Origin of the sequence: Pseudomonas pharyngis, from assembly GCF_021602345.1 — a bacterium.
Classification (GTDB): Bacteria; Pseudomonadota; Gammaproteobacteria; order Pseudomonadales; family Pseudomonadaceae; genus Aquipseudomonas; species Aquipseudomonas pharyngis.
The window spans coordinates 183223-207407 of sequence record NZ_BQID01000004.1 but is presented as its reverse complement, the minus strand read 5'-3'; the positions used below and the strand labels follow the sequence as shown (position 1 = coordinate 207407).

General features: G+C 60.5%; 26 protein-coding genes and 1 pseudogene. 12 read left to right on the top strand and 15 right to left on the bottom strand.

Annotation, left to right across the window (positions count from 1 at the left end; genetic code table 11):
- Positions 1–3: 3 nt before the first annotated feature.
- Positions 4–1296: an MFS transporter gene (tcuC, locus tag L6D74_RS10760; RefSeq protein ID WP_236189135.1), complete on the bottom strand. Its 1293-nt coding sequence runs from the start codon at positions 1294–1296 to the stop codon at positions 4–6.
- Between the two features lie 283 nt (positions 1297–1579).
- On the opposite strand from tcuC, the gene L6D74_RS10755 reads away from it, so the two are divergent.
- The 4 genes and pseudogenes from L6D74_RS10755 (at position 1580) to L6D74_RS10740 (ending at position 3401) form a co-directional block, all read left to right on the top strand.
- On the top strand, positions 1580–1888 hold the full coding sequence (locus L6D74_RS10755) for an RcnB family protein (protein WP_064597595.1): 309 nt from the start codon (positions 1580–1582) through the stop codon (positions 1886–1888).
- 100 nt (positions 1889–1988) lie between these two features.
- Positions 1989–2453, top strand: a pseudogene (locus L6D74_RS10750) (hypothetical protein).
- A 155-nt stretch (positions 2454–2608) separates the two neighbouring features.
- Complete coding sequence (locus L6D74_RS10745; protein WP_007952931.1) at positions 2609–2947, top strand: FKBP-type peptidyl-prolyl cis-trans isomerase; 339 nt, start codon at positions 2609–2611, stop codon at positions 2945–2947.
- Between the two features lie 43 nt (positions 2948–2990).
- Positions 2991–3401, top strand: coding sequence for a hypothetical protein (locus tag L6D74_RS10740; protein ID WP_236189133.1), 411 nt, complete (start codon positions 2991–2993; stop codon positions 3399–3401).
- A gap of 74 nt (positions 3402–3475) precedes the next feature.
- Here the strand turns inward: L6D74_RS10740 and L6D74_RS10735 are convergent, their stop codons facing one another.
- Complete coding sequence (locus L6D74_RS10735) at positions 3476–3757, bottom strand: hypothetical protein (RefSeq protein ID WP_236189131.1); 282 nt, start codon at positions 3755–3757, stop codon at positions 3476–3478.
- Between the two features lie 9 nt (positions 3758–3766).
- The gene (locus tag L6D74_RS10730) at positions 3767–4138 is read right to left on the bottom strand and encodes a DUF6124 family protein (protein ID WP_064597583.1); all 372 of its coding nucleotides are present in this window, start codon (positions 4136–4138) and stop codon (positions 3767–3769) included.
- 511 nt (positions 4139–4649) lie between these two features.
- On the opposite strand from L6D74_RS10730, the gene L6D74_RS10725 reads away from it, so the two are divergent.
- The gene (locus L6D74_RS10725) at positions 4650–4964 is read left to right on the top strand and encodes a helix-turn-helix domain-containing protein (RefSeq protein WP_236189129.1); all 315 of its coding nucleotides are present in this window, start codon (positions 4650–4652) and stop codon (positions 4962–4964) included.
- A gap of 19 nt (positions 4965–4983) precedes the next feature.
- Here L6D74_RS10725 and L6D74_RS10720 read toward each other — a convergent pair whose 3' ends face one another.
- Positions 4984–6084, bottom strand: coding sequence for a cytochrome P450 (locus L6D74_RS10720; protein ID WP_236189127.1), 1101 nt, complete (start codon positions 6082–6084; stop codon positions 4984–4986).
- Between the two features lie 79 nt (positions 6085–6163).
- Between L6D74_RS10720 and L6D74_RS10715 the strand changes: the two genes are divergently transcribed.
- Positions 6164–6925: an ArsR/SmtB family transcription factor gene (locus L6D74_RS10715; RefSeq protein WP_236189116.1), complete on the top strand. Its 762-nt coding sequence runs from the start codon at positions 6164–6166 to the stop codon at positions 6923–6925.
- On the opposite strand, the gene L6D74_RS10710 is transcribed toward L6D74_RS10715, so the two are convergent.
- Positions 6922–7665 (bottom strand): SDR family NAD(P)-dependent oxidoreductase, encoded by a 744-nt coding sequence (locus L6D74_RS10710; protein WP_236189111.1) that lies wholly within the window; start codon positions 7663–7665, stop codon positions 6922–6924. The two genes, L6D74_RS10715 and L6D74_RS10710, sit on opposite strands and share 4 nt — an antisense overlap.
- Positions 7666–7928: 263 nt before the next feature.
- Between L6D74_RS10710 and L6D74_RS10705 the strand changes: the two genes are divergently transcribed.
- Together L6D74_RS10705 and L6D74_RS10700 are read left to right on the top strand one after the other, a co-directional pair.
- Positions 7929–9149, top strand: a complete 1221-nt coding sequence (locus L6D74_RS10705; RefSeq protein WP_236189109.1) for a putative DNA modification/repair radical SAM protein — start codon at positions 7929–7931, stop codon at positions 9147–9149.
- Positions 9146–9985, top strand: a complete 840-nt coding sequence (locus tag L6D74_RS10700; protein ID WP_236189107.1) for a TIGR03915 family putative DNA repair protein — start codon at positions 9146–9148, stop codon at positions 9983–9985. The genes L6D74_RS10705 and L6D74_RS10700 overlap by 4 nt, the downstream gene beginning before the upstream one ends.
- A 52-nt stretch (positions 9986–10037) precedes the next feature.
- Here L6D74_RS10700 and L6D74_RS10695 read toward each other — a convergent pair whose 3' ends face one another.
- From L6D74_RS10695 to L6D74_RS10675, 5 genes are all read right to left on the bottom strand, one after another.
- Positions 10038–11057 carry a branched-chain amino acid aminotransferase gene (locus tag L6D74_RS10695; RefSeq protein ID WP_064597568.1) on the bottom strand — a complete coding sequence of 340 codons (1020 nt, stop codon included), beginning with the start codon at positions 11055–11057 and terminating at the stop codon, positions 10038–10040.
- Positions 11058–11222: 165 nt separating this feature from the next.
- Entirely contained in the window at positions 11223–12596 is a 1374-nt protein-coding gene (gene lpdA, locus L6D74_RS10690; RefSeq protein WP_236189105.1) for a dihydrolipoyl dehydrogenase, read from the bottom strand.
- A gap of 4 nt (positions 12597–12600) precedes the next feature.
- Positions 12601–13872 (bottom strand): dihydrolipoamide acetyltransferase family protein, encoded by a 1272-nt coding sequence (locus tag L6D74_RS10685; protein WP_236189104.1) that lies wholly within the window; start codon positions 13870–13872, stop codon positions 12601–12603.
- The gene (locus L6D74_RS10680; protein WP_003224000.1) at positions 13873–14931 is read right to left on the bottom strand and encodes an alpha-ketoacid dehydrogenase subunit beta; all 1059 of its coding nucleotides are present in this window, start codon (positions 14929–14931) and stop codon (positions 13873–13875) included.
- 1 nt (position 14932) lies between these two features.
- Positions 14933–16168: a 3-methyl-2-oxobutanoate dehydrogenase (2-methylpropanoyl-transferring) subunit alpha gene (locus L6D74_RS10675; protein ID WP_007965287.1), complete on the bottom strand. Its 1236-nt coding sequence runs from the start codon at positions 16166–16168 to the stop codon at positions 14933–14935.
- A 185-nt stretch (positions 16169–16353) separates the two neighbouring features.
- On the opposite strand from L6D74_RS10675, the gene bkdR reads away from it, so the two are divergent.
- Positions 16354–16842: a Bkd operon transcriptional regulator BkdR gene (gene bkdR, locus L6D74_RS10670; protein WP_236189102.1), complete on the top strand. Its 489-nt coding sequence runs from the start codon at positions 16354–16356 to the stop codon at positions 16840–16842.
- 12 nt (positions 16843–16854) lie between these two features.
- Here bkdR and L6D74_RS10665 read toward each other — a convergent pair whose 3' ends face one another.
- Complete coding sequence (locus L6D74_RS10665; protein WP_236189100.1) at positions 16855–17700, bottom strand: tyrosinase family protein; 846 nt, start codon at positions 17698–17700, stop codon at positions 16855–16857.
- Between the two features lie 127 nt (positions 17701–17827).
- Positions 17828–18691: an MBL fold metallo-hydrolase gene (locus L6D74_RS10660; protein ID WP_085648329.1), complete on the bottom strand. Its 864-nt coding sequence runs from the start codon at positions 18689–18691 to the stop codon at positions 17828–17830.
- A gap of 104 nt (positions 18692–18795) precedes the next feature.
- On the opposite strand from L6D74_RS10660, the gene L6D74_RS10655 reads away from it, so the two are divergent.
- The 3 genes from L6D74_RS10655 to L6D74_RS10645 are packed head-to-tail and all read left to right on the top strand — an operon-like array spanning position 18796 to position 21227.
- Positions 18796–19134 carry an ArsR/SmtB family transcription factor gene (locus tag L6D74_RS10655; RefSeq protein ID WP_007952897.1) on the top strand — a complete coding sequence of 113 codons (339 nt, stop codon included), beginning with the start codon at positions 18796–18798 and terminating at the stop codon, positions 19132–19134.
- Positions 19135–19172: 38 nt separating this feature from the next.
- Positions 19173–20417, top strand: coding sequence for an NAD(P)/FAD-dependent oxidoreductase (locus L6D74_RS10650; RefSeq protein ID WP_236189098.1), 1245 nt, complete (start codon positions 19173–19175; stop codon positions 20415–20417).
- A 9-nt stretch (positions 20418–20426) separates the two neighbouring features.
- Positions 20427–21227 carry a sulfite exporter TauE/SafE family protein gene (locus L6D74_RS10645; RefSeq protein WP_236189096.1) on the top strand — a complete coding sequence of 267 codons (801 nt, stop codon included), beginning with the start codon at positions 20427–20429 and terminating at the stop codon, positions 21225–21227.
- Positions 21228–21275: 48 nt separating this feature from the next.
- On the opposite strand, the gene L6D74_RS10640 is transcribed toward L6D74_RS10645, so the two are convergent.
- The 3 genes from L6D74_RS10640 to L6D74_RS10630 all read right to left on the bottom strand — a co-directional run bounded on the left by L6D74_RS10640 (position 21276) and on the right by L6D74_RS10630 (position 24133).
- Positions 21276–22556 carry a TRAP transporter large permease gene (locus L6D74_RS10640; RefSeq protein WP_039767236.1) on the bottom strand — a complete coding sequence of 427 codons (1281 nt, stop codon included), beginning with the start codon at positions 22554–22556 and terminating at the stop codon, positions 21276–21278.
- Positions 22556–23083 carry a TRAP transporter small permease gene (locus L6D74_RS10635; RefSeq protein WP_039767235.1) on the bottom strand — a complete coding sequence of 176 codons (528 nt, stop codon included), beginning with the start codon at positions 23081–23083 and terminating at the stop codon, positions 22556–22558. The genes L6D74_RS10640 and L6D74_RS10635 overlap by 1 nt, the downstream gene beginning before the upstream one ends.
- Positions 23084–23161: 78 nt before the next feature.
- A complete protein-coding gene (locus L6D74_RS10630; protein ID WP_064597546.1) occupies positions 23162–24133 on the bottom strand; it encodes a TRAP transporter substrate-binding protein in 972 nt (323 codons plus the stop codon).
- Positions 24134–24185: the final 52 nt, after the last annotated feature.

The following is a 24185-nucleotide window of genomic DNA, read 5'->3' as shown; positions in this document are numbered from 1 at the left end:
TTCTCAGGCAGTAACAGGTTGCAGACGACCGCCGGCCCGGCGATACAGATAAAGCGTCGCGCACAATGCACACAGTGCGCCGATGCTCATCCAGTAACCCGGTGCGGCTTTGTCGCCGGTGTACTCAATCAGGAAGGTCGACATTGCCGGGGTGAACCCGCCGAACACGGCAGTGGCGAGGCTGTATGCCAGGGAGAAGCCGGCTACGCGCACTTCTACCGGCATGATCTCGGTCAGCGCCGGAATCATTGCGCCGTTGTACAGGCCGTAGATAAACGACAGCCACAACAGCGACAGCAGCATGTGGCTGAAGCTCGGCGCCTGCACCAGATACGACAACGCCGGATACGTGGTGGCCAGCGCCAGCAGCGCCATGGCGATCAGCACCGGACGGCGGCCGACGCGATCGGACAACGCCCCGCCAATCGGCAGCCAGAAGAAATTGGAAACGCCCACCAGTAGCGTCACCAGCAACGCATCCGATGTGCTCAGGTGCAGCACGGTTTTGCCGAAGGTCGGTGCGTACACGGTAATCAAGTAAAACGCGGTGGTGGTCAGGGCAACCATCAGCATCCCGCCCAGTACCACGCCCCAGTTCTGGCCGAGGGTGCGGAACACTTCCTTCATGTTCGGACGATGTTTGCGAGCGGCGAACTCTTCGGTTTCCGCGAGATTGCGCCGCAGAAAGAAGATGAACGGCACGATCATGCAGCCGACGAAAAACGGAATCCGCCAGCCCCAATCGGCGACCGCTTCCGGCGCCATCCACTGGTTCAAGCCATAACCCAGCGCAGCGGCGACGACGATGGCCACCTGCTGACTGGCCGACTGCCAAGCGGTGAAAAAGCCTTTGCGACCGGGCGTGGCGATCTCCGAGAGATACACCGAAACCCCGCCCAGTTCGGCACCGGCGGAGAAGCCCTGCAGCAGCCGCCCGATCAACACCAGCGCCGGGGCAAACAGGCCGATGGTTTCATATCCGGGCACCAGCACAATCAGTATCGTGCCGCTGGCCATGATCGACAGGGTGACAATCAAACCTTTGCGACGACCGACGTCATCGATGTACGCGCCGAGCACGATAGCCCCCAGCGGACGCATCAAAAAGCCTGCGCCGAACACTGCGAAAGTCATCATCAGGGACGCGAACTCACTGCTCGCCGGAAAGAACACCGCCGCGATCTGCGTGGCGTAGAAGCCGAACAGAAAGAAGTCGAACTGTTCGAGGAAGTTACCCGAGGTCACCCGGAAAATGGCGCCGGCCCGCGAGCCGCCGTGTGGGATTGAGGCTGTCATAGAAAAGTACTCCACCGCTTTTATGACGTGCGCGACGGGGAGGCGGCGCACGGTTCTTATTGGGGCGGATAGTGGCGCGCAGGGATCGATTTGTTAATTGCATTGTTGGCATGGATTGATGTGCTATGCAGATCAATCGAGATTAATGTGGGAGCTGGCTTGCCAGCGATAGCGTCATGACTGGCGACTACAATCTCCGGCTCAGCGCCATCAAAAAACAAGGAATGATTCCGGAACTCAGCAGTCGGAGTTCAGGTATCACACATCTGAAGGAGGTTCACCGATGAACAACAAGACCCTAATCGCCAGCCTGGCCCTCGTCGCCGGCATCGCCGGGATCAGCCCTCTCGTTCAAGCGGCGCAAACCTCGAACGACACCGTCGAACAATCACCGACCGGCAACCGCGAATTGAACGTCAACGACCGCGCCCCGGATATCTACCAGCGCAGCGAAAAAGCCATCAAAAACTGGAAACAGAAAGGCCTCAAACAGCCGGAGCCGCAGGCGCAGTGGGTACAGATCAATGACAAGTACGTGATGGTGATGATCACCAACGGGACGATTGTGGCGATTCAGCCGGTGGAGCGCTGACCTCAAGCAACAATTGGCCATGGACGGTTGATTGCATTCGAGCGCCGTTCCGGTAAAACGCGAGGGGCGTTTCGAGTGACTGGATGTCAGGAGCAATTCGTTGGACAAGAAACCCCTTTATCGCAAAGAAAACACCACCGCCCACAACGTTTGGCGCAACAACCTGGGCGGGCATTACCGGCATCAACGAAACACCAAGTCTGAAATCCACAGCGAAGCTACACGCGGTTCGATGCATGGCATCAAGCACCATGGCTACGATTACACGCCGTTGTTTCGCTTTCTGTTGTCGCGTGTCGGCGGTGATTGGGACGAGATTTTCAGTGAAGCCGTGTCGCGGCTGGATCGGCAGGAACCGGTGTTCTGGATGGTCGCTCTGCATTAACACGAGCGAAGGGATGTGGTGGGGGTGGGTGAGTCCAGCATCTACAGTGGGTTATACGTCGATGAGAACAAGCGCCTGCAAATCGTCAATCCAGCCCTGAAAGCCGAAGACATGACGCCTACGTGCCAGTGCTGCACGCATACCTTTAATGGCGTTGTATTCGGCACGCCCGAGCGCTGAAAATTCAATCAGCCCGGTCATGACTCAGCGCCTGTCCGCCACACAATCCTCATTCGCGGTCAACACCGGAAACAGCGGCAACCTTGGGCCAAACGGTTGCCAATGGCCGGTATTTCTGGGAAAACGGCGGCCAGCGGAACAATAGAGCGAATGTTATGAATGACGAACTGCAGATAATCGATCTTCAGCCCGGTGACGGAAAAGCCGCCGTCAAAGGCGCGTTGATCACCACCCAATACACCGGTTGGCTGGAAGACGGCACCGAATTCGATTCGTCCTGGAGCCGGGGCAAGCCGTTTCAGTGTGTGATCGGCACCGGTCGGGTGATCAAGGGTTGGGATCAGGGGATTATGGGGATGCAGGTGGGCGGCAAGCGCAAACTTCTGGTGCCGGCGCATCTGGGTTACGGCGAGCGGACGATGGGCAAGATTCCGCCGAATTCGAATCTGGTGTTTGAGATTGAGTTGCTTGAGGTTTTGACGCGGGAGGATTGATGACCGGAGGTCATCTTGTTCGAACGGCTCAAGGATCAGGTCGATGGATGTTGAACAGATCATTTACAAAACCGTTGCGTGGTTGACTATCGAACACCCGGGAAGACGGAGATCGATGTACAACATCGAGCTGGTAATCATGGCGGCCACGATGGTTTTTTTGTGGTTCGCCGGAAAGGATGTCCTCGTACGGCGAGAAGCCTTTCTGGCCCGCAAGGCTCAGGTCTTGGCGTCAAAGCCACTGTCTGCGATTTCCTTCGCCGAGGAAGACGGGCAGAAGGTCAGACTCACCGGCGTTTTGCAGGAGACGGAAGGCGCTTACACCGTGACAGTGACTCGCGACGATGACAAAGAAGCCACTGTTTCGTCCCGCGAAGGGTTGCTTTCGCTGGAGGAGGTCGAGGCTTACTTGAGGGCGCATACGCCTTTCGTTCTGTCTGACTTTCGGCGTTAACCACATCTGCACACAAAACCCGCAGCCTCCCTCAACGGAGGCTGCGGGTTTTTTCTTGCCTTGCGCCCCGGGTATTACGCAGCAATTGCCATCTCATCCAGCGTCGCGGCAACCGTGCCGGTCAGGCTTGGGAACCTGCGTTTTACGCTGGCGAGTGCCGGCAGCAGGCGGTTGCGGTCCAGTTCGCCATGGTCCCGGGCAATCTGGACGAGGGCGGTGAGGGCGGCGCTGACGATGGATTTCCGTTCGCTCTCGAGCAGTAGCAGACAGGCCTTTTGGGCCCATTGGCTGTCTTTCTCGTTGAGGCCGATGGAGATCAGGGCGGCGACGATGTGTGCATCGGATTTGCTTTCCATGGGTGTTCCTCAGGTCGTGGCATCGAGAGTGTCCAGCGCCCGGTTCACAGCCAGTTCGCCACACATCACCACTTGGGCGATGCCCAGCACGGTGCTGCGGTAGGGCGGGTCCAGCAGCGCGGCGAAGTCGCTGAGCATCACGCTGGCCGAAGTCATCGATTCGCAGGCGTGGGCCAGCAGGGCATGCTGATCCAGGTCGGGGGCGACGAGGAACATGCGGCCGGGGCAGTGTTGTTTCGGGGCTGTGGGTTTCAGGTAATGGTCGAGGGCGCGCTCGGCGGCTTCGTGGAGTTTTTTTGAGTCGGTGGAGGAGTAGGGGGAAGTTGGGTCGGATTCGGACGTTAAGTCTGTTTCCGGTGGATTAGGCGTTGGCTTGATCATTTGCTCAGAGTCTCCAGTAATGCTGACACCCATTTCGCGACTAAACGATTGGGTGGTAGCTATGCGCAGGTTAGTCGACCGGGACTCCAAGCTTTACCGGCGCACCCGAAGGCGCCCTGCGCACAGCTACCATTGAGCGCAGGCGCAAAAGCACCTGACTGAATGACTGCATGCGAAGTTGGAGAACACCGAGCGACTAAACCCGATCACTGACCATTCAGTGACGCGGACCAAGTTACCGACGCCCTCAAAACCGCACAAGCCGGCGGATTCTGGCGTAGTTGTAGGCAAAGGCGCAAGGCGATGTAGCCTCGCGGATGAGGGCAAAATGATGCTTCATTTGTCAGGCTTTATGGCTCACATAAGAGGTCGCCGCCGGCCTGTGAAGCGTGCTTGCTTGTGAACATCCTCTTTGTGATACCGAATATTTAATAAGCCACTTCGAGCTTGATTTATATCGGTTTCGATATAGCCTGCGTGGCACATTCAAATGCCAGGAACAGGTTAATCCATGAAGGATCATCAAAATCCCCCTCAGCGTTTCTCAAGCATCTGGGATGCGCTGGAAGACACGCCGCAGGAAGCGGCCAACATGCGTCTGCGGGCCAAGCTGATGCGCACGCTTTGCGAAACGATTCGTGCGTGGGAGCTTCCCCAAAAGGAGGCGGCCAAGCGTCTTGGCGTCACTCAGCCGCGTCTCAACGACGTGCTCAACGGCAAAATCGACAAGTTCTCGCTGGATGCGCTGGTCAACCTGTCGGCGGCCGCAAAACTGGAAGTAGATCTCTGTTTCCAGTTGCCTGCTTCCCTGGAATGGGCCACCTGATCCTTGATTGCAGCGGTGCTTAAATCTGCACCTCGCTGAACATCGGAACTCTCCCATTCAACGAAGGCCGGTAGTGCCACGCGAGTCGCCCCGGATCAATGTCGCGGGCGAGGATTTCAGTGAGCGTGGCGCGGGCGATCGTCATCGCCAGCATTTGTCCGGGACATTGATGCCGACCGCTGCCAAACGTGAAGCTGCGGCGATTCGGGCGATCCGGCATAAAACGATCCGGGTTTTCATTGAGTGCCGGATCGCGATTGGCCGAGGCCAGCAGCACCAGAATTACGTCACCTGCCTCCAGCCGCACGCCGTCGATTTCACAGCTGTTCGCCACAAATCGACGGGTGTTCTGTACCGACGGATCGAAGCGTTGGACTTCAGTCAGCAACGAATCCACTGACGTCGCGCGTAATTCAGGCTGACGCTGCAACGCCACCAGCGCATTACCAATCAACCCGGCGGTGGCCTCGAATGTCTGCGAACAGAGGCCGATCAGGTTGGCGAGCAGCACGTCCTCATTGCCGACAAAACGCTGGCGAATGTCGGCGATAAACAGATTCGGATCCGCCAGCAATTCGATGAAGTATCCGCGCAATTGCTCCGCCGCCCGATGGGCTGCCGCCAGTTGCAGGTCATTGCTCAACGGCGACAGGCACGCCGCGAAATCAGCCGTCAGTTCACTGATGACCCGCGCCTGCGCCGGGGTGAATCCGAGCAGCGATGCAACCACGCACACCGGGCCGCGAAACATGGCTTTATAGAGGCCGTCGGCATCGTTTGTGATCAGCCGCGCGGACACCAGCGCGCTGACTTCTTCCCGATCAAACAGCCCCAACGACGGCTCGATGGCCGAACGCGGGCAGCGCTGAGCTTCACCGTCATTCATGCGCATCAACTGGCCGAACACCTTGCCCGCCATGCCATCGGCGATGGCTTTGGGCACCGGCTCCTGCACCGGACGCACCCGGCAATCCGGATGCGCCAGCACCGCGCACACCGCCCGGGCGCTGCTGGCCACCCACAGTTTCAGTCCGTGATGAAAAGTCAGCCCGCCCGCCGCGCGCAGTTCGGCGTAATAGGGGTAGGGGTCGGCGTGAGTCGCAGCGATGATCGGGTCCATGGATCGCAACCTTGTCGGTGGGGAAAGTGTTGCTACTATCTCCAGTCCTTGAGGGCGATGATTCGTCCGGGAGCGAAATATGCACGCAGAACATCAAGACATCGGCGTCTCGCAAGTGGCTGCCGCCATCGCGGAACCGGCGCGGACCAAAATGCTGTGCTCGCTGATGGACGGCCACGCCCGCACCGCCACCGAGCTGGCGACCCTTGCCGAAGTCAGCGCCTCGACCGCCAGCGCACACCTGGGCAAGCTCAAGGATCTGGCCTTGGTGCGCCTGCATGTGCAGGGCCGCCACCGTTATTACAGCCTCGCCGACAAGCGCGTGGTCCAGGCGCTGGAAGCGCTGATGGTGATCGGCCAAAACCCCGCGCCGACCTTCAAACCACACACGCCGGATCGCCTGCAATTTGCCCGCACCTGCTACGACCATATGGCCGGGACGCTCGCGGTGTTGTTGCATGACCGCCTGCTTGAGGCGGGATGGCTGGTGGAAACCGATGAGCAGGTTTATCGCCTCAGTGAAAGCGGGGAGGCGTTTTTTGAAGAGCTGGGCATTGAGGTCAAGGATCTGTCGACGCTGCGCCGCCGCTTCGCTTGCCCGTGTCTGGACTGGAGCATGCGTCGGCCGCATTTGAGCGGTTCGCTCGGTGCGGCGTTGTTGCAGGCGGCTCTGAAGCGCAAATGGGTGACGCAGGATCTGGACAGTCGCGCACTGACGTTGACGGTGCAGGGGCGCCGAGAATTGTTATCGCGCTGGGGGCTGGTTTTGCTCGAGTCCGGGCGGGATTCGTCAGGTCGCCAGTTGACGGAATCCACGCCCGGATCGGTGCATGTGCGTTAGCTCAGGGTGTATCCACTATCGACCACCCAGTCCTGACCGATGACGCCGCGTGCGCCATTGCCCAACTGAAAAAGAATGACGTCGGCCACTGCCGCAGGTTCCAGGAATTGTCCGCCCAATAGCCGTTTATTGACGCCTTGGGCCACGTCGCCGAGCGCTTCGTCGCTCAAGCCCAGTGTCGACCAGATCGGCGTTGCGGTCGGGCCGGGGGAGACGCAATTGATGCGCACACCGTGGGGTGCCAGCTCGACCGCGAGGGTTCGGGCGTGGGCGATCAATGCTGCTTTTGATGCGATATAGGCGGCCAGTCCCGCGAAACTGATTCCGGCCAGAAAAGTACCGATGAACACCACTGACGCCTTGTCTGCAAGGTGCGGGCGCAGGGCGGCCAAGGTGTTCAGGGCGCCGGCGCCGTTCACTGCCCATTGGCGATCGAACGCCGAGCTGTTGAGCCCGTCAGCGAGCTCCGCAATACCGGCGTTAGGGATTACGAAATTCACCGGACCGAGGCGTGTAGCCTGTTCGGCCAAAGCGTTTAGGTCGGAAGCTTGAGTGACATCGCCGGGTTTCCACACCAGTTGCTGCGGATACCGCTCAAGCAGTTCGGCCAGTGGGCCGAGCTTTCGCGACATGGCCAACACGCGTGCGCCTTGATCCAGCAGGCGTTTGGTAGCGGCCAGGCCTATGCCCGAACTGGCACCGGTGAGGACGGCAAGCTTGCCCTGAAAAACTTGATCCATGTTCAACTCCCGTTTTTTGGTCTTCAGCCAAATGGCTACGGGGGACCAGTCAATTTTCGGGCCATGCCGGACAGCCTTTGATATCAAGGGCTGCGCAGGGTTGGTAGTCATTATGACTCTTGGGAGATCGAGTCAATCTGACTGCTATTGAGTCAAATTGACCTGACTGCCGCAACTCGACATTCCGACGAAGAGCCGCATTGCGCCTTGTGTGAGCCAACCGCTCTCTATACTGTATATGCGAACAGTATCGAGTCCGTGCCATGCAAATCATCGACAAGCTCAGCATCCTCGCCGACGCCGCCAAGTACGACGCCTCCTGCGCCAGCAGTGGCGCGCCCAAGCGCAGTTCCGAGGGCAAGAGCGGGCTGGGCTCGACCGATGGCATGGGCATCTGCCACAGCTACACGCCGGACGGGCGTTGTGTGTCGCTGCTCAAGATTCTGCTGACCAACTTCTGCCTTTACGACTGCCAATACTGCGTCAACCGCCGCTCCAGCGACGTACCGCGTGCGCGTTTCACGCCCGAGGAAGTGGTGACGCTGACGCTGGATTTCTACCGGCGCAATTGCGTCAGCGGGTTGTTCCTCAGTTCGGGGATCATCCGTTCGGCGGACTACACCATGGAGCAACTGGTGCGCGTTGCGAAGCTGCTGCGCGAAGAGCATGAATTCCGTGGCTATATTCATCTCAAGACCATCCCTGATGCGGATCCCGCGTTGATCGAAGAGGCCGGGCGTTATGCCGACCGCTTGAGCGTCAACATCGAATTGCCCACCGATGCCAGCCTGCAAACCCTGGCGCCGGAGAAGCACATCGGTTCGATCAAGCAGGCGATGAATACCATCTACACCGGCGTGCAGACCGTGCTCAATGAACCCCGCGCTCCGAAGTTCGCCCCGGCCGGGCAGAGCACGCAGATGATCGTCGGTGCCGATGACACCGACGACAGCACCATCCTGCACAGCGCTCAGGCCCTGTATGGCAACTTCCGCCTGCGCCGGGTCTATTACTCGGCCTTCAGCCCGATTCCCGACAGCCCGAAAAGCGTACCTCTGGCCGCGCCGCCACTGATGCGCGAGCACCGCCTGTATCAGGCTGATTTCCTGTTGCGCAGTTATGGCTACAGCGCTGGTGAGTTGCTTCAGGGGCCGGGCAATCTGGCGTTGGACATCGACCCGAAACTGGCCTGGGCGCTGCAGAATCGTGAGGTGTTTCCGCTGGACCTCAATCGCGCTGAACCGGCGCTGATCTCGCGCATTCCCGGCATCGGCCTGCGCACCACCGAACGTCTGGTGGAACTGCGTCGGCAGCGGCGCATTCGCTACGAAGACGTGGCGCGCATGCGCTGTGTGCTGGCCAAGGCCAAGCCGTTCATCATCACCAGCGATTACCACCCGCAGCAGGCAGAAGTCACCAGCCAGATGCTTTATCAGCAGTTGCGCGACCGACCGATGCCGCAGCAGATGGGGCTATGGGGATGATCAACCTCGATTGCGACGACCTGTTCGACACCTGGCGCCAGCAGGCGCGCTGGCTGCTCAGCCATGAAATCGATCCGAGTCTGGTGAGCTGGGTGTCGGAAGGCGTGAGCGATCTGTTCGCCAGTGACGTGTCGGTTCCCGAAGGGCAGGGCCCGTTTCAGGCACGGATTCCCCGTGCGTTGCTCGACACCCTGGAACAAGCGTCACGCTACCGTGGCGATCAACGCTGGAGCCTGCTGTATGAAGTGCTGTGGCGGGTCAGCCATGGTGATCGCACGGCAATGATGGCCGGCGACAAATTGGGCAGCGAGTTACAGCGGCGGATCAAGCAGGTGCAGCGCGAAGCCCATCATCTGCATGCGTTCGTGCGTTTCATCGAGCGCCCGTCAGAGCTGCCGGGCCCGCAATATGTCGCGTGGCACGAGCCGGCCCACGACATCCTGCACAGCGCCAGTGAACACTTTATCGGGCGCATGGGCCGGCATCGCTGGCTGATCGCCACGCCCCGCGACGGGGTTTATTACGATGGTGAACAACTGATCCATGAACGTCAGTGTCCGCTGGAGTGGCAGCAACTGGCGCAGAACGTCGACGATCCCCACGGTGACTTGTGGCTGACGTACTACAGCCACATCTTCAACCCGGCGCGTTTGAACGAGAAAGTCATGCAGGGGCATTTGCCGACGCGGTTCTGGAAGAACCTGCCGGAGGGGGAGCTGATTCCCGGATTGATTACTCAGGCACGAATGGGCAAGCAGCAGAACGGGCAGGCGAGTGGGATTGCCGGTCGTGCGGGCAAGCGGATTGCCATGAAGGCCGGCGAGCGAGGCGAATGAAAAAGCCCCCATCGATTACTCGATGGGGGCTTTTGTGCATCTGGCCGTCAGATCAAACCTTGACGATCCAGCCTGCTGGCGCTTCGACGTCGCCGGTCTGCACGCCGGTCAGCTCTTTGTAGAGCTTCTGGGTCACAGGGCCGACTTCGGTTTCGCTGTGGAACACGTGCAGGTGGTCGTTGTAGCTGATGCCGCCGATTGGGGTGATCACCGCAGCAGTACCGCAAGCACCGGCCTCTTTGAAGTCCGACAGCTTGTCGATGAACACATCACCTTCGACCACTTCCAGGCCCAGGCGGGACTTGGCCAGTTCGATCAGCGACAGACGGGTGATACCCGGCAGTACTGACGGCGAGTTCGGGGTCACGAACTTGTTGTCGTGAGTGATCCCGAAGAAGTTGGCCGAACCGACTTCCTCGATCTTTTTGTGGGTCAGCGGATCCAGGTAGATGGCGTCAGCGAAGTGCGCTTTCTTGGCCTGGGAGCCCGGCATCAGGCTGGCAGCGTAGTTGCCACCGACCTTGGCGGCACCGGTGCCTTGTGGCGCGGCGCGGTCGAAGGTGGAGATCTGGAAGTTGTGCGGGGTCAGGCCGCCCTTGAAGTAGGCGCCGACCGGGATCGCGAATACCGAAAAGATGAACTCAGGTGCAGTACGCACGCCAATGTTGTCACCCACGCCGATCACGAACGGACGCAGGTACAGCGCGCCGCCGGTGCCGTAAGGCGGGATGAAGCGCTCGTTGGCGCGTACCACTTGCTTGCATGCTTCAATGAACTGCTCGGTGGAGACATGCGGCATCAGCAGGCGGGCGCAGCTGCGTTGCATGCGCGCGGCGTTCTGGTCCGGACGGAACAGGTTGATCGAGCCGTCCTTGCAACGATAGGCCTTCAGGCCTTCGAAGCATTGCTGGCCATAGTGAAGGGCAGTGGAGCCTTCGCTGATGTGCAGCACGTTGTCTTCGGTCAGGGTGCCTTTGTCCCACTCGCCGTTGCGAAAGTACGACAGATAGCGTTTGTCGGTCTTGATGTAGTCAAAACCCAGCTTGTCCCAGTTGATGCTTTCGTTACCCATGACACCCTCTATCACTGAACAACCGCCGAAGCGGTTCAAGGCTTCTGACGTTTTTTTGGATGGGCACAACAATACTTCATTCTTGAGCGGTTTCGCAGCCCGGGCGATGGGGGGAGCAGCAGATTTATTAGCCTGCTTATGAAAAAACTCCCCCGTGTCGGGTTTTTACAGGTGCAACGCGTGCCCAAGCGCACGCAACGCCGCTTCCTGCACCGCTTCACCCAGGGTCGGGTGCGCATGGATGGTGCCACCGATGTCTTCCAGTCGCGCACCCATTTCCAGGCTTTGCGCGAACGCAGTCGACAATTCCGAAACCCCGACACCGACCGCCTGCCAACCGACAATCACATGATTGTCCCGACGAGCGACCACCCGCACGAAGCCGGTTTTCGACTCCAGTGTCATCGCCCGGCCATTGGCCGCGAACGGGAAGTTCGACACGATGCAGTCAAGTCCCGCCGCCTTGGCCTCGTCCGGCGTCTTGCCAACGACCACCAGTTCCGGGTCGGTAAAGCACACGGCAGCGATGGCGGTCGGGTTGAATTCGCGGGTCTTGCCGCTGATCAGCTCGGCAACCATCTCGCCCTGAGCCATGGCGCGGTGGGCCAGCATCGGTTCGCCGCTCAGGTCGCCGATGGCGTAGACGTTGCGCATGCTGGTCTGGCAGCGGCTGTCGATCTTGATCGCCGAACCGTTCATGTCCAGGTTCAGCGCTTCAAGGTTCCAGCCTTGGGTGTTGGGTTTGCGACCGACGGCCACCAGCACCTGATCGGTTTCCAGGTTCAAGGTGTCGCCGTTCGGATCGCGCACCTGCAATGTCCCGTTGAAGCCCAGCACGCTGTGCTTGAGGTACAGCTTCACGCCCAGTTGCTTCAGCGCGTCGTGCACCGGTTGGGTCAGTTCGGCGTCGTAGGCCGGCAGGATGCGATCCTGCGCCTCGACCACACTGACCTCGGCGCCGAGCTTGCGATAGGCAATGCCCAGCTCCAGACCGATGTAACCACCGCCGACCACGATCAAGCGTTTCGGAACCGACTTCGGTGCCAGTGCTTCGGTCGACGAAATGATCGGCCCGCCAATCGGCAGGATCGGCAGGTTGACGCTTTTCGAGCCGGTGGCCAGCACCAGATGCTCGCACTGGATGCGGGTATCGCCGACTTCCACGGTCTTGCCGTCGATGACCTTGGCCCAGCCATTGATGACCTGAACCTTGTGCTTCTTCAGCAACGCGGCGACGCCGGTGGTCAGGCGATCGACGATGCCGTCCTTCCACTCGACGCTCTTGGTGATGTCGAGGGTCGGCGCCGAAACGCTAATGCCCAGTGCCGAATGCTGATTGTGATGTTGCGTCTGGTGAAACTGCTCGGCCACATGGATCAGCGCTTTCGACGGAATGCAGCCGATGTTCAGGCAGGTGCCGCCCAGCGATTCGCCCTCGACCAGAATGGTCGAAATGCCCAGTTGCCCGGCGCGAATGGCCGTCACGTAACCGCCGGGGCCACCGCCGATGATCAGCAGCGTGGTGTTCAGAGTTTGCATTGCGTCACTCCACAAACAGGGTCGCGGGTTGTTCGAGCAAGCCACGAATGGCCTGGATGAAGAGCGCCGCGTCCATGCCGTCGACCACGCGGTGATCGAAGGAGCTGGAGAGGTTCATCATCTTGCGGATCACCACCTGGCCTTTGACGACCATTGGGCGTTCGACGATTTTGTTGACGCCGACGATCGCGACTTCAGGCAGGTTCAGCACCGGGGTGCTGACGATGCCGCCAAGGGCGCCGAGGCTGGTCAGGGTGATGGTCGAGCCGGACAGTTCATCGCGGCTGGCCTTGCCATTGCGCGCAGCGGTGGCCAGGCGGGAGATTTCCGCTGCGCTGTCCCACAGGCTGCGAGCTTCTGCGTGACGCACCACCGGCACCATCAGGCCGACATCGCTTTGGGTCGCGACGCCGACATGAACCGCGCCGAGGCGGGTGATGACCTGGGCTTCATCGTCGTAGCGGGCGTTCATCTGCGGGAAGTCGCGCAGGGCAACGACCAGCGCACGCACCAGGAACGGCAGCAAGGTCAGCTTGCCACGGCTGGCGCCGTTTTTTTCGTTCAGGTGGGCACGCAGTTCTTCAATCGCGGTGACGTCGATTTCCTCGACATAACTGAAGTGCGCGGCACGCTGGGTGGCGTCCTGCATGCGCTGGGCAATCTTGCGGCGCATGCCGATCACTTGAATCTGTTCTTCATCGTGACGCTGGGCGTACGCGGCAGCGACCGGCGCCGAAGCGTTCGATTGACCTTGCGCCAGATACGCCTCGAGGTCTTCGTGCAACACGCGACCGGCCGGGCCGGAACCACGTACCAGACGCAATTGAATGCCCAGGTCCAGCGCATGCTTGCGCACGGCCGGCGAGGCCAGCGGACGCTCATCGGCTTCGCGAGCGACCACCGGGCCCTGGCAAACCGGAGCCGTACGCGGCGCGGCGGGTTCGCTTTCAACGACAGCTTCAACTTTGGGTGCGACTAGCGTTTCTTTCGCCGCAACTGGCGCCGGTTTGTCCGACTCCTTCAGATTGCCGGCGCCCTCGACCTCGATGCTGATCAGCACACTGCCGACCGCCATCACTTCACCCGGCTGACCACCCAGCGCAATCACCTTGCCGTGGACCGGCGAGGGAATATCGACCATCGCCTTGTCGGTCATCACATCCGCCAGCACCTGATCTTCAACGACCAGATCGCCAACCTTGACGTGCCACTGCGACAGTTCTACTTCTGCGATGCCTTCGCCGATGTCCGGCATCTTGATAACGTGCGTGCCCATTCAGACCTCCATGACCCGTTTCAGCGCCGCGCCCACTCGGGACGGCCCAGGGAAATACGCCCACTCCTGCGCGTGCGGGTAGGGGGTGTCCCAACCGGTGACGCGTTCGATCGGCGCCTCCAGGTGGTGGAAGCAATGCTCTTGCACCAGCGACACCAGTTCGGCGCCGAAACCGCAGGTGCGGGTGGCTTCGTGAACCACGACGCAACGGCCGGTCTTCTTAACGGATTTGACGATGGTTTCCAGGTCCAGCGGCCACAGGCTGCGCAGGTCGATGACTTCGGCATCCACGCCGGATTCTTCGGCGGCGACTTGCGACACGTACACGGTGGTGCCGTAGGTCAGCACGGTCACGTCCTTGCCCGGACGAGTGATGGCGGCAACGTCCAATGGCACGGTGTAGTAACCATCTGGCACCTGGGCTTGCGGGTGTTTCGACCACGGGGTTACCGGGCGGTCGTGGTGCCCGTCGAACGGGCCGTTGTACAGGCGTTTCGGCTCGAGGAAGATCACCGGGTCATCGTTTTCGATGGAGGCGATCAGCAGGCCTTTGGCGTCATACGGGTTGGACGGCATGACGGTGCGCAGGCCGCAGACCTGAGTGAACATCGCTTCGATGCTCTGGCTGTGGGTCTGACCGCCATAGATGCCGCCGCCGCAAGGCATGCGCAGGGTCATCGGGGCGGTGAACTCGCCGGCCGAGCGATAACGCAGACGGGCGGCTTCGGAAATGATCTGGTCGGACGCCGGGTACACGTAGTCGGCGAACTGGATCTCGGCCACCGGACGCAAGCCATAAGCGCCCATGCCCACCGCGACACCGACGATGCCGCTCTCGGAGATCGGCGCGTCGAACACCCGCGAGGTGCCGTACTTGGTCTGCAAGCCTTCGGTGCAACGGAACACGCCGCCGAAGTAACCGACGTCCTGGCCGAACACCACCACGTTGTCGTCACGCTCAAGCATCACATCCATGGCCGAGCGCAGGGCCTGGATCATGGTCATGGTGGTCGTGGTCATGGCGGTTTCCAACTGAATATTGTTGTTGTGATCGTTCATGTCAGATCCCCAACTGCTGACGCTGGCGCTTCAAGTGCTCCGGCATCTCTTTGTAGACGTCTTCGAACATGGTCGCGGCGCTTGGAATCTGGCCGCCGGCGAGGGTGCCGTACTGTTCGGCCTGTTTCTGTGCGGCAATCACTTCGGCCTCGAGCTCGGCGCTGACGGCGGCGTGCTCCTCTTCCGACCAGTGGCCGACCTTGATCAGGTGCTGTTTCAGGCGGGCAATCGGGTCGCCCAGCGGGAAGTGGCTCCAGTCGTCGGCAGGACGGTATTTGGACGGATCGTCGGAGGTCGAGTGCGGGCCGGCGCGGTAGGTGACCCATTCGATCATGGTCGGGCCGAGGCCGCGGCGCGCGCGTTCGGCAGCCCAGGCGGAGGCGGCGTAGACCGCGTAGAAGTCGTTGCCGTCAACTCGCAGCGAAGCGATGCCGCAACCGACGCCGCGTCCGGCGAAGGTGGTGGCTTCACCACCGGCGATGGCCTGGAAGGTCGAAATCGCCCACTGGTTGTTGACCACGTTGAGGATCACCGGCGCACGGTAAACGTGGGCGAAGGTGAGGGCGGTGTGGAAGTCCGATTCGGCGGTGGCGCCGTCACCGATCCAGGCCGAGGCGATTTTGGTGTCGCCCTTGATCGCAGAGGCCATGCCCCAGCCCACGCCCTGAATGAATTGGGTGGCGAGGTTGCCGGAAATGGTGAAGAAACCCGCATCCTTGACCGAGTACATGATCGGCAACTGACGGCCCTTGAGCGGATCGCGCTCGTTGGACAGCAGTTGGCAGATCAGGTCGACCAATGGCACGTCGCGGGCCATCAGAATGCTTTGCTGGCGGTAGGTCGGGAAGCACATGTCGTCGATGTTCAAGGCCAGGGCCTGGGCGCTGCCGATGGCTTCTTCGCCGAGGCTCTGCATGTAGAACGACATTTTTTTCTGACGCTGGGCGACCACCATACGGTTGTCGTAGATCCGGGTCTTGAGCATGGCGCGCATGCCTTTGCGCAGGATCTCGACCGGCACGTTTTCGGCCCATGGGCCGAGGGCGTTGCCCTGGTCGTCGAGCACGCGGATCAGGCCACGGGCCAGGTCGGCGGTGTCGGCCGGTTCAACGTCGATGGAAGGTTTGCGCACCGTGCCGGCATCGGTCAGATGCAGGTAGGAGAAATCGGTTTTGCAGCCTGGGCGGCCCGAGGGTTCAGGGACGTGCAGACGCAGCGGTTCATACGCTTGGGTCATGGCTTCTACGCTCGATCTTGTGAATTTCTTGTAGTGAGCTGGCAGTCATTCTTCGATAAAAGAAATCTTGTCCTACAACAATCATAGGCCCGGGCAAGAAGAATATTTCTCTCTGTTTCGTTGCGCTGAAGATCATTTGCAGATAGAAATTCTGCATAAACATAAAAAACAGGTGGTTTTGTCTCATGCACAAACTGGACCGTACCGACATCGGCATTCTCAACAGCCTTCAGGAGAACGCGCGCATCACCAACGCCGACCTGGCCCGTTCGGTCAATCTGTCGCCGACGCCGTGCTTCAACCGGGTCAAGGCAATGGAAGAGCTGGGGCTGATCCGCGAGCAGGTGACCCTGCTGGATGCCGACCTGCTGGGGCTGCACGTCAACGTGTTCATCCACGTCAGTCTCGAGAAACAGGTAGAGGAAGCGCTGCAGCATTTCGAAGAGGCGATTTCCGATCGCCCTGAGGTCATGGAGTGCTACCTGATGGCCGGCGACCCGGACTATCTGATCCGGGTGCTGGTGCCGACCATCCAGTCGCTCGAACGCTTCATGATGGACTTTCTGACCAAGGTGCCGGGCGTGGCCAACATCCGGTCAAGTTTTGCGCTCAAGCAGGTGCGCTACAAGACGGCGTTGCCGTTGCCGGCGAATGGCTTGACGCTGGGTAACTGAGCGCGATGCAGTTCACAGGTATTCATAGCGATATTCCAGGTCTTCGGTAACAAGTGTCTGCTGAACGGTAAAGCTCTGAGGCCAGGGAGCGGGTTCGTTTTCCGGGTGAAAGACCAGTGTCGAGTGACTCAGGTCGTCCTGAGTGAAGGAGGGGACGTTCGGATGGAGCTTCTTCCAGCGCTCCCAGAGCAGATCCAGATAGCAATGATGCAGGAAGAATATCGGGTCGTTGGGGGAGGATGCTTCCATCATGCTGCCCCCGATCCAGGCATGTACCTGATTGTGCAGTTCGCGCTCGGAGACGTTTTCCCAACCGCCCGGCTCCATCCAGTAGGACGTTCTGTTCAGCGCCGAAATGACGGTTTCTGGTGACGGCAAGGCACCCGCAGCACCGAGATTGCGGCGCACCCCGGCGTTACCGGACCCCTCGTCCCATACGGAGACAATGAATGACGACTGTGTACTGGAAAAGGGCCCGGTTGTTACCAGCATGTTTTGGGTAGTGTCACCGTTGCCGCCCATGAAGTCCGAAGTGAACGGATTGTCGGCGCCGCCGAGTTGCCAGTTCCAGTAGGGCAGGGTGATGCGAGGGTCATCAGCAGCGGCCTGCAGCGCCAACTCGAACTGGCGGATCAGCACACGGTGCCACGGATAGAACAGGGGGCTGCGATGCGGATTGGGAACAAGAGGATTACCTCGTCCCATTGAATTCTTGTGGATCTGTACAAAATCGTCGTAACGGCTTTGCTGGCCGGGACGCAGCACGCTGTTCACGTTGTTTTTCAGCGTCAGAACCGCGTTGACGAAGGCGGCCTTTTCCTCCGGGGACAGATCCCGGTGGTTGCGGCGAATATCCATATTGCCAAATCTCCATGGGTTGATTACTCCATGAAGTCTGCCTGTCGGCCGAGATTACGCCCAGTTCATGGGGTCCGACGTGACAGGTACGAATCCCCTTGTTTCGGGTTCCCTTAGTGTTTTTTTCTTACACGGAGTTGATGGGAATCTTCAGGTAGACAACGCCATTGCCTTCCGCCGGCGGCAGGTTTCCTGCCCGGACGTTGACTTGAATCGCCGGCAGCAACAGCGTCGGCATTCCCAACCCCGCGTCCCGCCGTGTGCGCATTTCAACGAACGTGGCTTCATCGATGCCGTCATGCACATGGATATTGCTTTTGCGCTGTTCGCCTACAGTGGTCTGGCACTGCGAGTCACGGCCTTGCGGCGGGTAGTCGTGGCAGACGTAAAGCTTCACGCTGGCGGGGAAGGCCAGCAGCTTGTGAATCGAATTGAACAATTGATGGGCGTTGCCGCCGGGAAAGTCGCAACGAGCGGTGCCGACGTCGGGCATGAACAGCGTGTCGCCGACCAGAATCTGTTCGCCATCGATCAAGTAGGCCATGTCCGCCGGGGTGTGGCCGGGGACGTGCAGGGCGGTGGCCTTGAGATTGCCGATCCTGAATGACTCGTTCGGCGTGAACAGATGATCGAACTGCGATCCATCGACACGAAACTCCGGCTCCAGATTGAACAGCGCTTTGAATACGTCCTGCACTTTGCTGATGGATTCGCCAATGGCGATCTTGCCCCCCAGTTCCCGGCGCAGGTAAGGCGCGGCGGAGAGGTGGTCGGCATGGGCGTGGGTTTCCAGCAGCCATTGCACCTGCAGTCGATGTTCGCGCACGAACGCGATGATCCGGTCGGCTTGCAGCGTGCAGGTGCGGCCGGCGGCACCGTCGTAATCGAGCACCGGATCGACGATCGCGCATTGCCCACCGTCGGCTTCGTAGACCACGTAGCTGTAGGTCGAGGAGGCGGGGTCGAGAAAGGCTTCAATCAACGCGGGCATGGACATGAACCTGTGGCAGAGGACGAAAAATCAGTAGTGGGTTGCAACACTTTATGTAAACACATAATGTCCGCAGCTTAAGTGACGTTGAAGGCATCCTGCAAATGCAATCCAGTCTGACCGAATGTGAAGTGGCGCAACTGCGCGCCTCGGCTTCCAAGGCCTGTTCTTTGCTCAAGGCCTTGGCCAATGAGGATCGGCTGCTGATCCTGTGCCAGTTGACCCAGGGCGAGCGCAACGTCGGCGAGCTGGAAAAAATGACCGGCGTGCGGCAGCCGACCCTGTCCCAGCAACTGGGCATCTTGCGCGATGAAGGGCTGGTCGCGACCCGTCGTGAAGGCAAGTACATTTTTTACGGTCTCGCCAGTCACGAAGTGATCCAGGTGATGAAAACCCTTTCCGGACTCTACTGCGGAGCCGTGCTCAAAAGCTGGGCGCAATAGTCCCGGCTATCCTTGCGTGCAGCCATAAGGAACAAACAATGAACGATCAACACTGGGGCCCATCCATCAGTGCGGACATCGTGGTCATCGGCGGCGGCACTGCCGGTATCGGTTTTGTCGCGAGCCTGCTCAAGCGCGATCCCGGCCTGAAAATCACGGTGATCGAGCCGAGCACCCTGCATTACTACCAACCGGCGTGGACGCTGGTCGGCGGTGGCGCCTATGACGCCAAAGACACCGCCCGACCGATGAACAAAGTGATGCCGCGCCAGGCAACCTGGATTCAGGCGGCAGTGACCGGCATCGACCCCGACCAGCGCCGCCTCACCCTCAACGATCAACGCACCATCACCTATCAGAACCTGATCGTCTGCCCCGGCCTGCGCCTGGCGTGGGAGAAGATCGAAGGCCTGCAGGACAGCCTCGGCCAGCACGGCGTCACGTCCAACTACAGCTATCAGCACGCGCAATACACCTGGGATCAGGTGCAGAAACTGCGCGGCGGCAAAGCCCTGTTCACCCAGCCGCCAATCCCGATCAAGTGCGCCGGCGCGCCGCAGAAGGCGCTGTACCTGTCCTGCGATCACTGGCTCAAGCGCAACGTGCTGAGCAAGGTCGAGGTCGAGTTCAATCTGGCCGGCGCCGCATTGTTCGGCGTCCCGACCTTCGTGCCGCCGCTGATGAAGTACATCGAAAAATACAACGCGCGGCTGGCGTTCAATTCCAATCTGGTGAAGGTCGACGGCCCGGCGAAAACCGCCTGGTTCGACGTCAAGGACGCGGACGGCAATGTCACCCGTCAGGCGAAAACCTTCGATCTGTTGCACGCCGTCCCGCCGCAGGTTTCGCCGGATTTCATCGCGCAGAGTCGGTTGGCCGACGCCGGCGGCTGGTGCGAGGTCAACCCGCACACGCTGCAACATCCGCGTTATCCCGACGTGTTTGCCCTGGGCGATATCTGCGGCACCACCCATGCGAAAACCGCCGCGGCAGTGCGCAAGCAAGTCGTGGTGGTGGCGGAAAACCTGCTGGCCCTGCGCAAGGATCTGGCACTGCCGCTGAAGTACGACGGCTATGGTTCCTGCCCGCTGACGGTAGAGAAGGGCAAGGTGATCCTCGCCGAGTTCGGCTACGGCGGAAAATTGCTGCCGACCTTTCCCCTCGACCCGACCGTGCCGCGCCGCTCCGCGTGGTGGCTGAAGGCGACGCTGCTGCCGTGGTTCTACTGGAACGGCATGCTCAAGGGCCGCGAATGGCTGACGCGTCTGTCCAGGGTCGACTGAGAACACTCTATGTTGCTGGCAAGTCTGTTTGGCGTGGTGATGGGATTGGTCCTTGGTCTGACCGGCGCCGGCGGCGGGATTCTCGCGGTGCCGGCGCTGGTGCTGGGGCTGGGCTGGACGATGACGCAAGCGGCGCCGGTGGCGTTGTTTGCAGTGGGCAGCGCGGCGGCGGTCGGCGCGATCGATGGTTTGCGCCATGGTCTGGTGCGTTATCGCGCGGCGCTGCTGATTGCAGCGCTCGGCGCGGTGTTTTCGCCAGTGGGCATCTACTTCGCCCATCAGTTGCCGGAAAAGATTTTGATGATTCTGTTCAGCCTGCTGATGGTGATGGTGGCGTGGCGCATGCTGCGTCGCGAACGCCAGCAGGAGGGCCCGAGCGACCATGGCCACGCCAGTTGGGGCCAGAAGAACTGCATGCTCAATGAACAGACCGGCCGTTTCGACTGGACCGCCAAATGCACCGCGACCCTCGCGGCACTGGGCGCTGTCACCGGTGTGGTGTCCGGGTTGCTGGGGGTGGGCGGCGGGTTTCTGATCGTGCCGGCGTTCAAGCAACTGACCGATGTACAGATGCGCGGGATCGTCGCTACTTCACTGATGGTCATCAGCCTGATTTCCGCCATCGGCGTGATCGGCGCGTTTCACGCGGGGGTGCGGATTGATCGCCTGGGTGCTGCGTTCATTGTGGCGAGCATCATCGGCATGATCATCGGTCGCCAACTTTGCGCGCGAGTACCGGCCAGGACGTTGCAGGTGGGGTTTGCCAGTGTGTGCCTGGTGGTTGCGGCTTACATGTTGCTGCGGGCTTGATATGAAGTCTGTGACGAGGGAGCAGGCGCCCTCGCCACAGTGATCGCGTTACAACACCAGGTGCGGTAACCACAGCGACAGTGCCGGAACGTAGGTCACCAGCATCAGCACCAGGAACAGCACCGCATAGAACGGCAGCAGCGCCTTCACGGTGCTTTCGATGCTGACCTTGCCCACCGCCGAACCGACGAATAGCACGGCGCCCACCGGCGGCGTTATCAGGCCGATACCGAGGTTGACCAGCATGATCATGCCGAACTGCACCGGGTCGACGCCGATACCGAGGATCACCGGCATCAGGATCGGCGTAAGGATCAGGATCAGCGGTGCCATGTCCATCACGGTGCCGAGCAACAGCAGCATGACGTTGATGCACATCAGGATCACGTAGCGGTTGTCGGACAGGGTCAGGAACAGCGTGGTGATTTTCGCCGGGATCTGCATCAGGGTCATGATGTAGCCGAAGCTGGCGGCGAAGCCGATCAGGATCATCACGATGGAAATGGTGCGCACCGTGCGATGCATCAGTTTCGGCAGCTCACTCCATTTGTAGTCGCGGTAGATGAACATGGTGACGAAAAACGACCACAGCACGGCGATGGCCGCCGACTCGGTGGCTGTGAAGATCCCCGAGAGAATCCCGCCGAGAATGATCACCATCGCCATCAGCCCCCACAGCGCTTCGCCGCAGATCTTCAAGGCTTCGCGCATCGGGATCACTTCGCCTTTGGGATAGTCGCGTTTGCGCGCGAAAATCAGGCACAGCACCATCAGGCACGCGCTCATCAGCAGGCCCGGCACGACACCGGCCATGAACAGCGAAGCGATGGACACGGTGCCGCCAGCCGCCAGCGAGTAGAGCACCGAATTGTGACTCGGCGGAGTCAGCAAGGCCTGCACCGAACCGCTGACGGTGACCGCCGTGGAGAAGTCCCGGGGATAACCCTTGCGCTCCATTTCCGGGATCAGCACCGAACCCACTGACGCGGTATCGGCCACCGACGAGCCGGAAATCGCGCCAAAAAAGGTCGAGGCCATGATGTTGACCAGCGACAGCCCGCCACGCACGAAGCCCACCAGGACCCCGGCGAACGCTACCAGCCGCCGCGACATGCCGCCCTCGGCCATGATGGCGCCGGCGAGCACGAAGAACGGAATCGCCAGCAGCGAGAATTTGTTCACCCCGCCCGCCACCTGAATCATCAGGGCCTGGAACGGAATGTCGATCCACCACGCGCCAATCAGCGCCGACAGCCCGAGCGCATAGGCAACCGGCATGCCGATCAGGATCAGTGCGATAAAACTGCCCAGCAGAATCAATGCGTCCATCAGGCAGCCCCTTCGTTTTCTTCAACCAGGTCGAACCGCACCACGCGGCGATTGCTTTGATCGCCGAGCAAGAGTTTTTCCAGCACGAAAATCAGCGTCAGTGCGCCGCCAATCGGGATCGGCATGTAGGTGATGCCGACGCGCAATGTCGGCAGGGCGCTCATGAACTGGTTCCACGTCGACAGGCAGAGCTTGGTGCCCCAGATGGTCATGAACAGGCAGATGGTGCCCATGAGCACTTGGGAAACGATGCTCATGGTTCGACGCATGTTCGGTTGCAGACGGTCGGTGACCATCGCCACCGCCATGTGCGCGCCGGCGCGATAGCTGGCGGCGGCGCCGATGAAGGTGAAGACCATCATCAGCAGGATGGCGGTAGGCTCCGGCCAGCTTGAGCCGGTGCCGAGGACGTAACGGGCGAACACGCCCCAGGGAATGATCAGGGAAATGGTCAGCACCGACAGACCGGCGACCCAGATGCAGGCCATGTAAATCCGGTCATTGATGCGCAGCAGCAAATTCTTCATCGGGTTCCACCGTAACCGGGCAGGCGTGAGCGTCGAGCGACGCCAGCGCTGCCGGGCCTTGTATTGAGGGCAGGGAGGTTACTGAACGGCTTCGATGCGTTTGATCAGGTCGACGTAGGGCGCGCCGTATTTTTCGCGGATCGAAGCGGTGGCCTCGTAGAAGGGTTTCTTGTCGACGGTGATGAACTCGACGCCCGCGGCCTTGAGTTTCTCTTCACTGCTGGCCGACTTGGCATCCCACAAGGTGCGCTCCTGGGCCTGCGCAGCCTTGGCGGCTTTTTTCACCAGCGTCTGCTGATCGGGGCTGAGTTTTTCCCAGGTGATTTTCGACATCACGATGGGCTCGGGCAGGATCAGGTGCCCGGTCAGGCTGTAGAACTTGGCGTTCTGGTAGTGGTTGTGTTCAAGCAGGGTCGGCGGATTGTTTTCCGCGCCATCGATGACGCCGGTCTGCAGGGCACTGAAGATTTCGCCGGTGTCCATGGCAATACCGTTGCCGCCCATGGCGTTGATGGTTTCGATGAACATCGGGTTGCCCTGCACGCGGATTTTCATGCCCTTGAGGTCCGCCAGGCTGCGCACCGGTTTCTTGGTGTAGATGTTGCGCGTGCCGCCATCCATCCACGCCAGCGCCACGAGGTTGAATTCGGAGTTGGTGATCTTGTCGAGGATCTCGTCACCGATTTCACCGTCGATGATTTTGCGCATGTGCGCCTGGTCACGGAACACGAACGGCATGTTGAACACGTTCACGTCCGGCACCACAGGGCCGACGATCCCGAGGCTGACGCGGGCCATCTGGATGGCGCCGACCTGGGCCTGTTCGACCACTTCCTTTTCCGAGCCGAGTACACCGCCGGGGAACATCTTGAAGGTCAGCTTGCCGTCACTTTCGGCAACCAGGGTCTTGCCCAACTGTTCTTCGGCGACCACGGTCGGATACCCGGCGGGGTGGATGTCGGCGAATTTGATTTCCAGCGCCTGGGCCGCGCTGCCGAAGGTGAGCGCGAGGGGGAGGGCGACGGCGAGCAACGTGCGTTTGAAGTCCATGAGGGGTTCTCCAGTCTTGTTATTTTTGTGTTCAAGGCACAGCAATGCAGCA

Excerpts from the sequence above, each read along its gene's own strand:
- L6D74_RS10730 (WP_064597583.1), bottom strand. The coding sequence starts at position 4,138 with ATGATCAAGCCAACGCCTAATCCACCGGAAACAGACTTAACGTCCGAA.
- L6D74_RS10720 (WP_236189127.1), bottom strand. The coding sequence starts at position 6,084 with ATGGACCCGATCATCGCTGCGACTCACGCCGACCCCTACCCCTATTAC.
- tcuC (WP_236189135.1), bottom strand. The coding sequence starts at position 1,296 with ATGACAGCCTCAATCCCACACGGCGGCTCGCGGGCCGGCGCCATTTTC.
- L6D74_RS10640 (WP_039767236.1), bottom strand. The coding sequence starts at position 22,556 with ATGGACGCATTGATTCTGCTGGGCAGTTTTATCGCACTGATCCTGATC.
- L6D74_RS10705 (WP_236189109.1), top strand. The coding sequence starts at position 7,929 with ATGCAAATCATCGACAAGCTCAGCATCCTCGCCGACGCCGCCAAGTAC.
- L6D74_RS10745 (WP_007952931.1), top strand. The coding sequence starts at position 2,609 with ATGAATGACGAACTGCAGATAATCGATCTTCAGCCCGGTGACGGAAAA.
- L6D74_RS10650 (WP_236189098.1), top strand. The coding sequence starts at position 19,173 with ATGAACGATCAACACTGGGGCCCATCCATCAGTGCGGACATCGTGGTC.
- L6D74_RS10660 (WP_085648329.1), bottom strand. The coding sequence starts at position 18,691 with ATGCCCGCGTTGATTGAAGCCTTTCTCGACCCCGCCTCCTCGACCTAC.
- L6D74_RS10710 (WP_236189111.1), bottom strand. The coding sequence starts at position 7,665 with ATGGATCAAGTTTTTCAGGGCAAGCTTGCCGTCCTCACCGGTGCCAGT.
- L6D74_RS10735 (WP_236189131.1), bottom strand. The coding sequence starts at position 3,757 with ATGGAAAGCAAATCCGATGCACACATCGTCGCCGCCCTGATCTCCATC.
- L6D74_RS10675 (WP_007965287.1), bottom strand. The coding sequence starts at position 16,168 with ATGACCCAAGCGTATGAACCGCTGCGTCTGCACGTCCCTGAACCCTCG.
- L6D74_RS10645 (WP_236189096.1), top strand. The coding sequence starts at position 20,427 with ATGTTGCTGGCAAGTCTGTTTGGCGTGGTGATGGGATTGGTCCTTGGT.
- L6D74_RS10715 (WP_236189116.1), top strand. The coding sequence starts at position 6,164 with ATGCACGCAGAACATCAAGACATCGGCGTCTCGCAAGTGGCTGCCGCC.
- bkdR (WP_236189102.1), top strand. The coding sequence starts at position 16,354 with ATGCACAAACTGGACCGTACCGACATCGGCATTCTCAACAGCCTTCAG.
- L6D74_RS10685 (WP_236189104.1), bottom strand. The coding sequence starts at position 13,872 with ATGGGCACGCACGTTATCAAGATGCCGGACATCGGCGAAGGCATCGCA.
- lpdA (WP_236189105.1), bottom strand. The coding sequence starts at position 12,596 with ATGCAAACTCTGAACACCACGCTGCTGATCATCGGCGGTGGCCCCGGC.
- L6D74_RS10700 (WP_236189107.1), top strand. The coding sequence starts at position 9,146 with ATGATCAACCTCGATTGCGACGACCTGTTCGACACCTGGCGCCAGCAG.
- L6D74_RS10755 (WP_064597595.1), top strand. The coding sequence starts at position 1,580 with ATGAACAACAAGACCCTAATCGCCAGCCTGGCCCTCGTCGCCGGCATC.
- L6D74_RS10740 (WP_236189133.1), top strand. The coding sequence starts at position 2,991 with ATGGATGTTGAACAGATCATTTACAAAACCGTTGCGTGGTTGACTATC.
- L6D74_RS10655 (WP_007952897.1), top strand. The coding sequence starts at position 18,796 with ATGCAATCCAGTCTGACCGAATGTGAAGTGGCGCAACTGCGCGCCTCG.
- L6D74_RS10630 (WP_064597546.1), bottom strand. The coding sequence starts at position 24,133 with ATGGACTTCAAACGCACGTTGCTCGCCGTCGCCCTCCCCCTCGCGCTC.
- L6D74_RS10725 (WP_236189129.1), top strand. The coding sequence starts at position 4,650 with ATGAAGGATCATCAAAATCCCCCTCAGCGTTTCTCAAGCATCTGGGAT.
- L6D74_RS10695 (WP_064597568.1), bottom strand. The coding sequence starts at position 11,057 with ATGGGTAACGAAAGCATCAACTGGGACAAGCTGGGTTTTGACTACATC.
- L6D74_RS10635 (WP_039767235.1), bottom strand. The coding sequence starts at position 23,083 with ATGAAGAATTTGCTGCTGCGCATCAATGACCGGATTTACATGGCCTGC.
- L6D74_RS10680 (WP_003224000.1), bottom strand. The coding sequence starts at position 14,931 with ATGAACGATCACAACAACAATATTCAGTTGGAAACCGCCATGACCACG.
- L6D74_RS10665 (WP_236189100.1), bottom strand. The coding sequence starts at position 17,700 with ATGGATATTCGCCGCAACCACCGGGATCTGTCCCCGGAGGAAAAGGCC.